The sequence below is a fragment of the Polynucleobacter sp. QLW-P1DATA-2 genome, assembly GCF_001870365.1.
Lineage (GTDB): Bacteria > Pseudomonadota > Gammaproteobacteria > Burkholderiales > Burkholderiaceae > Polynucleobacter.
Genome location: NZ_LZMQ01000003.1, coordinates 391,858 through 404,478, shown reverse-complemented (window position 1 = coordinate 404,478; position 12,621 = coordinate 391,858). Strand labels below are relative to the sequence as shown.

Genomic DNA, 12,621 nt, shown 5'->3' with positions numbered 1-12,621 from the left:
TGCGCCCCACAGTTTAACGGATAACCGTTCCTGAGGGGTTTTAATGCCCTTTTGAAGAATTATTTCTGGTCTAGCTCAAATGCCTTGTGCAAAGCACGAACCGCCAATTCCATATATTTCTCGTCGATCACTACAGAGATCTTAATTTCACTAGTAGAGATCATGAGGATGTTAATGCCCTCTTCTGACAATGTACGAAACATTTTGCTGGCGATACCAACGTGTGAACGCATACCTACGCCAACTACTGAAACTTTAGAAACCTTAGGATCCCCTGAGATTTCTTTTGCTTCAATGTGCGCCTGCACAGTGTTCTTCAAAATATCTAAAGCCTTTTGATAGTCACCGCGCGGAACTGTAAAGGTGAAGTCTGTCTTGCCTTCTACTGATTGGTTTTGAATGATGATATCCACATCAATATTGGCATCAGCAATTGGGCCAAGAATTTGATAGGCAATACCTGGACGATCAGGAACTCCTAAAACGGTAATCTTCGCTTCATCACGCGCAAAGGCGATGCCGGAAATAACTGCGGCTTCCATAGTGCTGTCCTCTTCAAATGTAATCAATGTGCCCGACTTCATCTCTTGGTCTAAAGGCATCAATGGGTCTGTCAACGAAGACAGAACGCGGGTTTTAACTTTGTACTTACCTGCAAACTCGACAGAACGAATTTGTAACACCTTAGAACCTAAGCTAGCCATTTCCAGCATTTCTTCAAAGGTGATTTTGTCTAAGCGACGTGCATCCTCACAAACGCGTGGGTCTGTTGTATAGACACCATCCACATCGGTATAGATCAAACACTCGTCTGCCTTCAAGGCAGCGGCCATTGCAACTGCAGAAGTATCCGAGCCACCACGACCTAAGGTAGTAATGTTTCCTTCTGGATCTACGCCTTGGAAACCAGTAACCACGACGGCACGACCAGCGTTCAAGTCTTTGAGAATCTTATCGCTCTCAATACTTTTAATACGAGCTTTAGTGAATGCTGAATCTGTATGTACTGTTACCTGCCAACCAGCGTAACTCACAGCATCAATACCTTCACGCATCAATGCTAAGGCCAGCAAACCAGAACTGACCTGCTCACCAGTAGAGGCAATTTGATCTAGCTCACGCGGGCTTGCATCTGGGTTGATTTCTTTTGCCAAGCCAAGCAAGCGGTTGGTTTCACCTGACATGGCGGAAGGAACTACCACCACTTGATGGCCGGCACGCATCCACTTGGCAACGCGTTTAGCGACATTCGCAATGCGCTCAACCGAGCCCATTGAGGTGCCACCATATTTATGAACGATAAGAGCCATAAAAACTGTCTATTAACTATCTATAAGCGGGAAATACTTACCCGAGGATCTAAAAAGGGCTTATTTTACAGGGTTTTAAACCTACAAAGCCTTCTCTTGCCACTCGGGCCACACTCTAGATCCGGTCAGTACGAGGTGTGGGTAACTGACACCTACTCCCGCTACTGCAATAAGCTCATGATCGATATATAAAAGTGGGGCGTTGCGCTGCCACGGAGGAATATCACCCTCCTGAAAGAGATTTTTGAGGGTTTTACGTGGACTATTTGGTTTGATTTGGAGTTTTTCAGACCCCGACCTTGCTTTAGTTGTAATGCGGCCTTCTTTCTGAGCCTTTTTTACCCAAGCAGCTGGCAGTCCTGCATTTTTACTTCCAGTGGAAATTGTTCTGAAAATCCACTGGCCGCCTGACTGTGGGGCGAGCTGTAATTGATCGCGCCATAGCCGAATAGCCTTGCCATCATGAGTCCACTCTAGCTGTGAATCCACTTTTACAGCAAGAAGATCGCGCCACCAAGAGTTGAGGCGCTCTTGCGATGGCATCGAGAGTTCATTCATCTTGAGCCAATAGCGCAGAACATTATTCGCCGCAGGCAAGTCTGCCTTATAAAGTCCTAGCAATGGTATTAACTGAAGACAATCCTTTATCAAAATGCCTTTTCCATCTTGTAATGCCAAACGATCTAGTAATGCCTGTGCATCACTTAGCAAGGATGCGCTGCGAGCTAAATTGGCAACTGCTTCAGGCTGAATCTTTTCTAGTTTTGGAATGACATCTTTTCGAATTGCATTGCGTCTATATTTGCGGTCTTGGTTGCTAGGGTCTTCAATCCACTTGAGTTTATGTTGTTTGGCGTAAGCCTCTAGCTCAGCCCTACTTTGATCGAGCAATGGACGCTTCAGGATTAAGGGGCTAGAGCCTGCCTGAATATGTTTGTGAACAGACATGCCTGATAAGCCTGCCACACCAGCCCCGCGGAGCAACTGGAGCAATACGGTTTCCGCTTGATCGTTCTGGTGGTGAGCTAATAGTAGATCTTCAATGCCATATTCTTCGCAGAGATCCGCTAAGGCCTCATAGCGCGCTGCTCTTGCCCTCGCCTCAACGTTACCCTCTTTGGTATTCAGATGAAGCAAGCGAAAATCAAAGTGGATCTTATATTTTTTAGCAAGCCTCTCACAAAATATCAACCAATCATCCGCTGGCTTTTGCAAACCATGGTGAATGTGAAAGGCATAAATTTCTCTATTCTGATTTGCTGCTTGCGATTTGCAAATCGTATCTAGCAAAACAACCGAATCGAGGCCGCCACTTAAGGCAACCGCAATTCGTTTTGCAGACTTAGGACTTGACTGTGATTTCCTTGAACTTGCCATAACTCATTAGACGCTCATGACGACGCTCAAGCAATGCATCAGTCTTCATACCCTCAAAAGTTTTCATTGACTCGGCAAGGGCTTTGCGCATGTTACTCATCATGACATCGTAATCGCGGTGAGCACCACCAATAGGTTCGGCCACAATCTTGTCGATCAAACCTAGGGCCTTAATACGCTGGGCTGTTAGACCCAATTGCTCAGCAGCTTCAGAGGCTTTATCCGCAGTTTTCCATAAGATGGAAGCACAACCCTCTGGGGAGATCACGGAATAGGTCGAGTTCTGCAACATCAACACCACATCTCCCATCGCAATCGCTAAGGCGCCACCTGATCCACCCTCGCCAATAATCGTAGCAATGATCGGGACTTCTAGCTCGGCTTGCACATACAGGTTACGGCCGATTGCTTCAGATTGGTTACGCTCTTCCGCATCAATCCCTGGAAATGCACCCGGAGTGTCGACAAAGGTAAATACTGGAATGCCAAATTTCTCGGCAAGGCGCATGAGGCGCATTGCTTTGCGATAACCCTCTGGACGACTCATGCCAAAGTTGCGAAGAGCGCGCTCTTTGGTGTCACGACCTTTTTGGTGACCAATCACCATGCAGGGCTGATCATCAAAACGGGCTAGGCCACCGATGATGGATTGATCATCCGCAAAAGTGCGATCGCCATGGAGCTCATGAAAATCGGTAAATAAGGCGCCAACATAATCTAATGTGTAAGGGCGCTGTGGGTGACGCGCAACTTGAGACACCTGCCATGGTGTGAGATTGGCGTAGATATCTTTAGTGAGCTGAACGCTCTTTTCAGAGAGAGTTTTGATCTCATCGGAAATATCTACCGATGACTCGTCTTGTAACAAAACGGAGCTCTTCAATCTTTGACTCTAATTCGGCGATTTGCTGCTCAAAATCCAGGAAAGTCGTTTTCATAGTCTGATTTTAATGTTCAACTGGGATGGGGTCGATACTTCTCCACATGTACCAGGTCGCAACCGTGCGCCACGGGGCCCAATTGGCTGCCACCTCCCTCGCCTCATGGCGACTAACAGGCTCACCACTGAAGTAATTGAGGGAAATAGCCTTAATTAGACCAACATCGTCCAGCGGAAGGATATTAGGGCGAACCATATTAAAAATGAGGAACATTTCAGCCGTCCAGCGGCCAATTCCCCGAATGGAGCTCAATTCTTTGATGACGCTTTCATCGTCCATATCTTTCCATTGATCGGCATGTAAACGCCCAGAATCAAAGTGATCAGCCAGATCGCGGATATATTCAACCTTGCGCCCCGATAAACCTGCAGCTCGCAATTCTTCAACTGTGAGCGCTAATATATTTTTAGGGTTTACTTTTTTCTTGCTGGCAATGAGCACTCTACCCCAAACTGTTTGCGCAGCAGCAACTGAGATTTGTTGGCCAACGATCGCTCTTGCTAAAGTTGTAAATGCGTCACCACGGGTAACTAAAAAACCGGAACCGTACTTAGGGATCAGCTTTTTCATGATGCGGTCATGCTTCATAAGTTCAGCACAAGCCTGCTCCCAGTACGTAGGAGCGATTTCTTCGATAATCGATTCCTCTTTTACTGGTGACACTAAGCTCTTCGCCATTCAGTAATGCCGCCGGGCTTGTCTTCTAGAACAACGCCCTGCTCTAATAAAGTTTTACGTATTAAATCAGCCAATGCAAAATCTTTTGCTTGTTTAGCTGAAACCCGGGCAGCAATCTGCTCTTCGATGTGCGCTGGACTTAAACCACTCTCGTCTTTAGATCCCCCTTGCAAGAATGCAGTTGGATCTCTTTGCAGGAAATTGAGAGTGGCGCCTAGTGCCTTCATCGTAGATGCAAGCATCTGTTTTTCATCACCTTGCGCACGATTGACTTCGCTCGCCAAATCAAACAACACTGCAATCGCTTCAGGCGTATTAAAGTCATCGTTCATGGCATCGGCAAAACGTTGAGCCCATGGGTTTTTTGGATCAATCAAACTATTCCGGGCAATTGGCGCTTGGGCTAAGGCGGTGTATAGACGAACTAAACCAGCGCGAGCTTCTTCAAGCTGAGCATCGCTGTAATTTATAGGGCTACGGTAATGCGCTTTAAGCATAAAGAATCGCAAGACCTCTGGGTCAAAGCTTTTTAAGACATCCCGAATCAAGAAGAAGTTACCCAAGGATTTAGACATCTTCTCTTCATTAACGCGAATATGTCCGTTGTGCATCCAATAATTGACAAACGGCGCGTCATCCTCTTTGCGACCTTGTCCATACAGAGCACCCTCGCTTTGAGCGATTTCATTTTCGTGATGAGGGAATTGAAGGTCTGCGCCACCACCATGAATATCAAAGTGCTCGCCAAGCAAGTCACAAGCCATCGCTGAGCATTCTATATGCCAACCTGGACGACCTTCACCCCAAGGTGAGCTCCAGCGGGTATCTGATGGCTCCTCTGGTTTAGCGCTCTTCCACAAAACAAAATCGAGTGGGTCGCGCTTACCACCACCTACTGCAACACGTTCACCCGCATGGAGTTCATCAAGAGTCTTGCCAGAGAGTTGGCCGTACCGTGGCAACAGACGTACAGCGAAGTTGACATCACCATCTTCGCCTTGGTAAGCCAATTCATTTTCAATCAGCTTGCCAATCATGCCTTGCATCTGCTTGATGTAATCCGTAGCACGAGGCTCTAGATCGGGATGCATGAGACCTAACTCATCAGAATCAGCATGCATGGCATCAATAAATCGGTTTGTTAGCGCAGCAATCGGCTCACCATTCTCAGTGGCGCGGTTGATAATTTTGTCGTCAATATCAGTGATATTGCGCACGTAAAGAACCTCATAACCACTAGCCCTGAGCCAGCGAACCACCATATCAAATACGATCATGACCCTAGCATGGCCAATATGACAAAAATCGTAGACTGTCATGCCGCAGACATACATCTTCACCTTGCCCGGTAGGATGGGCTTAAAAACCTGTTTAGAACGGCTGAGGGTATTATAGATTTGCAGCATAGGGCTATAAAGGTGAGGCAAGTAGCGCCAATTTGTTAGACTGAGCGCTGAGTATATCGAATGAGCCAGTTTTTCACCCCTTCCCCTATGTTTGCAACCCTCAAAGCGCCTATTTCCACCCTTTTTCAGGTTTTTGCCGTCCTTGCTAGCTTTTTGCTCGTAACTGGGTGTAGCACCCCAGCCCAACAACAAGCCAACTCTGAAATTGCAGCCGTTAATCAGCATGAGGCGAATTCTCCTGAGGCTAAGACCCAAGCTTATTTAGGTGGTTATGGGCCTATCGACCCTCCAAGACTCTCAACTGATGCTCCGTATGATCCGCTCAACCCCGAGCTATCCGAAACTGTTGCCGTTCCTTTTTTATCTTTCTTAATTATTGAACCAGACCCAGTTACTAAGAACGCCGTGCCATCCGATGTTGAGAGATTGGTGAAAGCACGTAAATATCAAGATGCAATTGATTTAATCAACGTCAAACTCAAAATGACACCTCGCAATGTCCAACTGCGCTATGTAAAAGCACGTTTGCAACTAGAGATGCGCGATTTTGCCGGTGCCAAGAAAACCTTAATTGAAATTACACAGCAATTTCCCGAGCTGCCAGAGCCTTATAACAACCTTGCAGCAATCGCAGCTACTCAAGACAAATGGATTGAGGCTCGTGACTATTTAGAACTCGCATTAAAGCTTCGTCCCAGCTACAGCACTGCTGCCGCGAATTTAGGCGAGGTCTACGTCAGACTGGGTGCCAAAGCCTATGAGGATGCAGCGGCCAATACCCAGCTTAACCAACGCCTGTATGCCAATCGGGCCAAATATTTATTGAACCTATTGAAACCTCAAACCAGAGTCAACAACAGCTCTAACAGCAGCTTAAGCAATCCATCCATTAACTCACCAGAAAGCAAATCAAACAATGGCGAAAGTACTTCTAAAAACTAATAAGGGTGATATCACCCTCACCCTTGATGCAATTAAGGCACCAAAGAGCGTTGCTAACTTTTTACAATATGTCAAAAGTGGTCATTACGATGGCACGATCTTTCACCGTGTGATTAATAATTTCATGATTCAAGGTGGCGGCATGACTACCGGCATGAAACAAAAGCCTACTGGCGCTGAAATTGAAAATGAAGCCAATAATGGCCTAAAGAATGAGCGTGGCACTGTTGCAATGGCTCGCACTAGCGATCCTCACTCTGCTACTGCGCAATTTTTCATTAACGTGAATGACAATGATTTTTTGAATCACACTGCTCCTAACGCTCAAGGCTGGGGCTATGCAGTATTTGGCAAAGTGACTGATGGCTTAGATGTTGTTGACACCATTCGTAAGGTCAAAACAGGAAATGCCGGCTTTCATCAAGATGTTCCTGCAGAAGATGTTGTGATTGAGAAGGCCACTGTTCTCGAGGAATGATCCCGCAATACGCGAGCGCGCTGCTCATCTCAGACTTACACCTGACGCCGTCAATGCCCTTGACGGCGCAACGTTTTTTTGACTTCTGTGAAAAAGATGCTGTACAAGCTGAGGCGGTTTTCATTCTGGGTGATCTTTTTGAATACTGGGTTGGTGATGATGCTTCATCCCAATCCCCCTTTCAGCAGGAAGTAAAGCGCGCCCTCGCTAATTTATCCACTAAGACCAAAACCTACTACCTTCACGGGAACCGTGACTTCCTAGTGGGGCCTGCTTTTTTAAAGAAGACGGGCATGACATTGTTGCCAGATCCATCCATGGTTGAAATTGCTGGAAAGCGGTATTTACTTGCCCATGGGGATGCGTTGTGTACCGCTGATCTTGGCTACCAAGTGTTTCGCAGCTGGGTCAGAAAAACTTGGGTTCAAAAGCTTTTTTTGTCTTTGCCATTGGGGTGGCGTCGCTCTATCGCAAATCATTTGCGTAGCAATAGTCATGCGCAATATCAACACAAGACTAAATCCTCCCAGCCACAAAATCTAATGAAGATGAATGTGACCCTTGAGGCATGTGCAGCGACATTACGTTCGCATACAGGTGATCAGTTAATCCATGGGCATACCCACTTACCTGCGCATCATGTAGAGCAGTTGGGTGAACAATCTTGGCAACGTTGGGTCTTATCAGATTGGGACCTAGATCATCCAGAAGCAGGCAATCCCAGAGCAAACACACTCCTGATTAATGACCAAGGCGAGCACTTTATTGACCTAGTTAATAAATCCTAAGCAGATCAATGCTGCGCTGATTGTTTTTTGCTTAAGAAACTGAGTATTTAGAGAGGCATTGAACCATCTGGGCAAATATGCGCGGATTAGCAGCCATCACTTCGCCACTCTTTAGAAAACCCTCTTCACCGCGATAATTGCCAATCAAGCCACCAGACTCAGTAATGAGTAAAGCGCCTGCTGCCATATCCCATGGCTTGAGATCGCTCTCAAAAAAACCATCGTAGCGGCCGGCTGCCACATAAGCCAAGTCTAAAGAGGCTGCACCAGGACGACGTAAGCCAGCGCACTGACGAGACATCTCTGCAAAAATCTTGAGATACTTTTCTAAATCTTGATCTTCGCGATACGGAAAGCCAGTTCCAATTAAAGAGTTTGCTAAACGGTCTTGTGAAGCAACCCGTAAACGCCGACGATCTAAATAAGCCCCTGCACCACGAGTGGCGGTAAATAATTCATCGCGGGTTGGGTCGTAAACCACAGCTTGTTGAGTAACGCCATTTACGGCTAAGGCGATTGAAACCGCATACTGTGGAAAGCCATGAATAAAGTTGGTTGTGCCATCTAATGGATCAATGATCCATACGTTCTCTGCATCAACATTGTGTTCGCCTGTTTCTTCAGCCAAAAATCCATGGGTCGGATAGGCTTCGCTCAAGGTCTCAATGATGGCCGCTTCCGCGGCTTTGTCCACCTCAGTCACAAAATCATTGTGCTGCTTGCGATCAACCTGGAGGCGCTCTAAATTCAGAGAGGCACGATTTATAACGGTTCCAGCACGACGGGCGGCCTTTATGGCCACATTTAACATGGGATGCATAGTATTTTGATGGACAAATTAAATAAGAACGAGCCTGTGATATTGCCTAAAGTGCATGACAATAAGAAGCTAATACCCTGATTCTAAACGATTTGCATTCTTTACCCTTAACGTACCTAATTTAAGAAGCCCATGGATAAGCACCAAGCTCAGCTAGTACGCTGGGTTCTCGTAGAAACAAGTCACCCTGGCAATGTGGGCTCAGCAGCGCGAGCCCTCAAAACCATGGGGTTTAAAGACCTATGCTTGATTGATCCCAAAATCAAAGGTATTGCTCAACAGCCAGAGGCGATTGCCCTCGCTAGCGGAGCGTCTGACCTTCTTGAGTCTGCAGAAGAATTGGGCTCCCTTGATGATGCTGTCCAGGGCTGCTCATTAGTTTTAGGCCTTACAAGCCGTGAACGTGAATTCGGGCCGCCCGCTTTGGCTTGGGAATCCGCAAGAGAGCTCATCACTCAAACAGTACGCGATCAAGGGCGCGTTGCCTTGGTATTTGGTCCAGAGAGAACAGGACTTGAGAACCACCACCTGTCTTTATGCACCCATCGCGTTTGGTTAGATGCCAACCCCGACTACCCCTCATTAAATCTGGCTCAAGCCCTCATGGTATGCGCCTACACCCTCAGAGAAGCTCTTAAAGTGCTTGTTTCCAAGGATTTGGCTGGCAATACAGAATTATCAAATTATGCCGATCCAGCCGCTGTAGCCGCCATGCTGGAACACTGGCGCGATGGTCTGGAGGCTATTGGCTACCTTGACCCTGCAAATCCCAAGAAATTGATGCCCCGCTTAGAGGCTTTATTTGCTCGCAGTCGTTTGCGTAAGGAAGAAATTGATCTACTACGTGGCATCGCAAAACAGATGCTCCTGAGAAAATAAGCCAGCCCCGTTAAAATCTAGACATGTTTAATTCCCTCTTCGACCAAGTCGACTCCATCATCGTTCGTGATCCTGCCGCAAGAAACCGCCTTGAGGTGATTACTTGCTACCAAGGCTTGCATGCCGTTTGGTTTCATCGTATTTCTCATGCGCTATGGAACATAGGTCTCAAGTGGATTGCGCGGGTTCTCTCAATGGTGTCACGCTTCATTACCGGCATTGAAATTCATCCGGGAGCGAAGATTGGGCAACGTGTGTTTTTAGATCATGGTCTTGGGATTGTGATTGGCGAGACTACCGAAATAGGTGATGACTGCACAATCTACCAAGGTGTTACGCTGGGTGGCACTTCTCTTTATAAGGGAGTAAAGCGTCACCCTACCTTGGGTAAAGGGGTTGTTGTTAGTGCTGGTGCAAAAGTACTCGGTGGCTTTACAGTTGGTGATGGTGCGCGTATTGGCTCTAATGCAGTCGTTCTCAAAGAAATTCCAGCAGGTGCAACTGCAGTAGGTATTCCTGCGCGGGTTTTGCATCCCGATTTACCACAGAGCGTAGATAGCAAAACTAAAGAATATTTTTCTGCATATGGCGTCACACCCAATGTGGATGATCCTGTATCAATGGCACTCAAGGGTTTAATAGATGCCACGATTGAACAGGAAGCCAAAATCGCTCAGCTTGAAAAAGCCTTAGCAAAACTCAGCAACACACCAAGCGATCCTACAGCTAGCAGCGATACCAAGCGGGATCTTGGCGCCATGAAGGAATGGCTTAAGGAGTAATACTCCTTAGCCCATTAATGCAGGGTACGCGGCGCCTGACCTTGTAAACCCAAAGCTTGCTCTAAGAAATCTTCTTCATCATCTGCATCGTCATTGGGCATGCCGAAGGTAAAGTTTTCACCACCCTCAGGATGGCGATTTTCGATCTCATCTTCAGTAGCAGCACGTACGTCTTCCACTTGAACCCAAAAACGCAAAGCCATACCCGCCAATGGGTGATTACCATCAAGCACTACTTGGCTATCCGCAACATCCGTAACGGTATAGATTAGCGGCTCATCATCAGAATCATCGGCATTCGCAGCTAGATTATCTAGCTCATTCTCTGAAGAAGTATCCGCATCAGGTACACCCTCAAATTGCATGCCAACTTCTAATGGTTCTGGAAAACGGGCGCGTGGCTCTATCTTGAGCAATTCAGGGTCGTACTCACCGAATGCTTCATTTGGCTCCAGCTGAATTGTGGCTTCATAGCCAATATCTTGACCATCGAGCAAGGACTCAATTTTTGGAAAAGTACCGTCGTAGCCACCGTGCAGGTATACCATCGGAGAATCTGGTTCCTCGATGACATTATTTTGAGCATCAGTTAATTTATATCGAAGGGATACGATAGTATTTTTTTCAATCTTCATGCGTAATTTGTCGTACATTCGTTTTTAATCAGTTAACTCTAGCCAACATCAGCCATTTACTGCCAGCCTCTATTTATGACTTCATTTTACTTGAGCAAGCCCTATGAACCACCGCAAGCACCCCAAAACCTGCCTTTAAATGCACCCTGGGCCTTATTTGGCGGAATTAGCCCTGACCAATTTATGAAGCAATACTGGCATAAAAAGCCTCTACTAGTACGAGGTGCCATCCCCGCCTTTGCCCTCTGCTCTCAGAATCAAGAACCGTTGGATAGCCCAATTTCGTATGAGGAGCTCGTTCGATTTGCCGACAAAGAGGAAGTGGAGTCACGCCTCATCCGATCTTCACCTTGGCGTTTTGATCATGGGCCATTTGAGAAAAAAGCGATCCCAGCGCTTAATAAGCCTAATTGGACTTTATTGCTACAAGGCATGGATGCACACCACCCTGCGGCCAAGAAGATTCTCTCCTGGTTTCGATTCATTCCAGATGCTCGCTTAGATGACTTAATGGTGAGCGTGGCTGGGATTGGTGGTGGTGTTGGACCCCACTTTGACTCTTATGACGTTTTTTTAATTCAGATGTCTGGACGCAGAAAGTGGCGCATCTCCGCACAAAAGGACTTGAGTCTAAATCCCAATCTACCCTTGAAAATCTTGCAGAAGTTTAAATATGAACAAGAGTGGATATTAGAGCCAGGCGATATGTTGTATCTTCCCCCGCATATTGCTCATGATGGGATTGCACTAGATGCAGGATGTCAAACTTGGTCTGTCGGTTTTCGCTCTCCCAGTTTTAAAGAGCTGCTTCAAGAGGGATTATGGCGACTTGCTGAATCTCTTGAAGATCTCCCAGAGCTGGATCGTAAATTTGCTGACCCCAAACAAAATGCCACCAATGTTGCCGAGCAATTACCAGCTGAGCTTATTGAACAGTTAAAGCAGCAATTGAGTAGGCTAAAACTAGACCAAATTGATCGCTTTTTGCCAGGCATCACCGCATACCTATCCGAACCAAAGCAACAAGCTTTATTTGATTCTCCGGCCCCGCCATTAAGCCCGAAGAGTTTTCTAAGTAAGTTAGGGACTTTAGGCATCTCCGCCCATCCTCAAACCCGTATTTTGAGCCTTGGGAAGAGGGTTTTTTGCAATGGGGATGAGATGACGGCAGACCAGTCTTCTGAGATCACCAAGGCTTGGGTGAGTCTTTCAGCCAATAAGTATTTGCAGGTCAAAAATCTTAAAAAGATCGACAAATCAAGTCTCTACGAGGCCTACCTAGCCGGCTGGCTGATTTTTGAGAAAGTGCCGGCGAGATGGATATAATAAATACAGGAAATTACCTAGGGATTTGCCCTTGGTAGATCCCACAACAATTATCGATAATTGGTGTTTAATTTTTTAAGAGGAAATTACAAATGAAGAAGTCACTCGTATTCGTTGCAATGTTAGCTATCGCTTTGGCCGCTTGCGGTAAAAAAGAAGAAGCAAAACCTGCTGAAGCTCCTGCTGCTGCTCCTGCTGCTGAAGCTCCTGCTGCTGCTCCAGCTGCTCCTGCTGCTGACGCTAAGAAGTAATCTTCTTC

Annotated in this window: 13 protein-coding genes and 1 pseudogene; 7 read left to right on the top strand and 7 right to left on the bottom strand. The window is 46.6% G+C overall.

Annotated elements, in window-relative coordinates:
• Positions 1-59 precede the first annotated feature (59 nt).
• The 5 genes and pseudogenes from A9236_RS04595 to cysS all read right to left on the bottom strand — a co-directional run bounded on the left by A9236_RS04595 (position 60) and on the right by cysS (position 5,712).
• Complete coding sequence (locus A9236_RS04595) at positions 60-1,310, bottom strand: aspartate kinase (protein ID WP_071465649.1); 1,251 nt, start codon at positions 1,308-1,310, stop codon at positions 60-62.
• A gap of 81 nt (positions 1,311-1,391) precedes the next feature.
• Positions 1,392-2,687, bottom strand: a complete 1,296-nt coding sequence (tilS, locus tag A9236_RS04590; protein WP_071465648.1) for a tRNA lysidine(34) synthetase TilS — start codon at positions 2,685-2,687, stop codon at positions 1,392-1,394.
• Positions 2,653-3,625 (bottom strand): annotated as a pseudogene (locus A9236_RS04585) (acetyl-CoA carboxylase carboxyltransferase subunit alpha). Before A9236_RS04585 ends, tilS begins: the two are co-directional and overlap by 35 nt.
• Before the next feature lie 9 nt (positions 3,626-3,634).
• The gene (locus tag A9236_RS04580; protein WP_071465646.1) at positions 3,635-4,306 is read right to left on the bottom strand and encodes a DNA-3-methyladenine glycosylase; all 672 of its coding nucleotides are present in this window, start codon (positions 4,304-4,306) and stop codon (positions 3,635-3,637) included.
• Positions 4,291-5,712, bottom strand: a complete 1,422-nt coding sequence (gene cysS / locus A9236_RS04575; protein WP_071465645.1) for a cysteine--tRNA ligase — start codon at positions 5,710-5,712, stop codon at positions 4,291-4,293. Before cysS ends, A9236_RS04580 begins: the two co-directional genes overlap by 16 nt.
• 60 nt (positions 5,713-5,772) lie before the next feature.
• On the opposite strand from cysS, the gene A9236_RS04570 reads away from it, so the two are divergent.
• Genes A9236_RS04570 through A9236_RS04560 form a run of 3 tightly spaced genes read left to right on the top strand, consistent with a single transcriptional unit; the run spans position 5,773 to position 7,920 of the window.
• Positions 5,773-6,654 (top strand): tetratricopeptide repeat protein, encoded by an 882-nt coding sequence (locus A9236_RS04570; protein ID WP_236638695.1) that lies wholly within the window; start codon positions 5,773-5,775, stop codon positions 6,652-6,654.
• Positions 6,629-7,132, top strand: a complete 504-nt coding sequence (locus A9236_RS04565) for a peptidylprolyl isomerase (protein ID WP_071465643.1) — start codon at positions 6,629-6,631, stop codon at positions 7,130-7,132. The genes A9236_RS04570 and A9236_RS04565 overlap by 26 nt, the downstream gene beginning before the upstream one ends.
• Positions 7,129-7,920, top strand: coding sequence for a UDP-2,3-diacylglucosamine diphosphatase (locus A9236_RS04560; RefSeq protein WP_071465642.1), 792 nt, complete (start codon positions 7,129-7,131; stop codon positions 7,918-7,920). Before A9236_RS04565 ends, A9236_RS04560 begins: the two co-directional genes overlap by 4 nt.
• 31 nt (positions 7,921-7,951) lie before the next feature.
• On the opposite strand, the gene A9236_RS04555 is transcribed toward A9236_RS04560, so the two are convergent.
• Entirely contained in the window at positions 7,952-8,740 is a 789-nt protein-coding gene (locus A9236_RS04555; RefSeq protein ID WP_071465641.1) for an inositol monophosphatase family protein, read from the bottom strand.
• 132 nt (positions 8,741-8,872) lie between these two features.
• Between A9236_RS04555 and A9236_RS04550 the strand changes: the two genes are divergently transcribed.
• Together A9236_RS04550 and cysE are read left to right on the top strand one after the other, a co-directional pair.
• Complete coding sequence (locus tag A9236_RS04550) at positions 8,873-9,619, top strand: RNA methyltransferase (protein WP_071465640.1); 747 nt, start codon at positions 8,873-8,875, stop codon at positions 9,617-9,619.
• Positions 9,620-9,642: 23 nt separating this feature from the next.
• On the top strand, positions 9,643-10,401 hold the full coding sequence (gene cysE, locus A9236_RS04545; RefSeq protein WP_071465639.1) for a serine O-acetyltransferase: 759 nt from the start codon (positions 9,643-9,645) through the stop codon (positions 10,399-10,401).
• A gap of 14 nt (positions 10,402-10,415) precedes the next feature.
• Here the strand turns inward: cysE and A9236_RS04540 are convergent, their stop codons facing one another.
• Positions 10,416-11,036 carry a peptidylprolyl isomerase gene (locus tag A9236_RS04540; RefSeq protein ID WP_071465946.1) on the bottom strand — a complete coding sequence of 207 codons (621 nt, stop codon included), beginning with the start codon at positions 11,034-11,036 and terminating at the stop codon, positions 10,416-10,418.
• Between the two features lie 75 nt (positions 11,037-11,111).
• On the opposite strand from A9236_RS04540, the gene A9236_RS04535 reads away from it, so the two are divergent.
• Together A9236_RS04535 and A9236_RS11155 are read left to right on the top strand one after the other, a co-directional pair.
• Complete coding sequence (locus A9236_RS04535) at positions 11,112-12,362, top strand: cupin domain-containing protein (protein ID WP_071465638.1); 1,251 nt, start codon at positions 11,112-11,114, stop codon at positions 12,360-12,362.
• A gap of 92 nt (positions 12,363-12,454) precedes the next feature.
• Entirely contained in the window at positions 12,455-12,613 is a 159-nt protein-coding gene (locus A9236_RS11155) for a hypothetical protein (RefSeq protein WP_201721718.1), read from the top strand.
• The last annotated feature ends 8 nt before the right edge of the window (positions 12,614-12,621 follow it).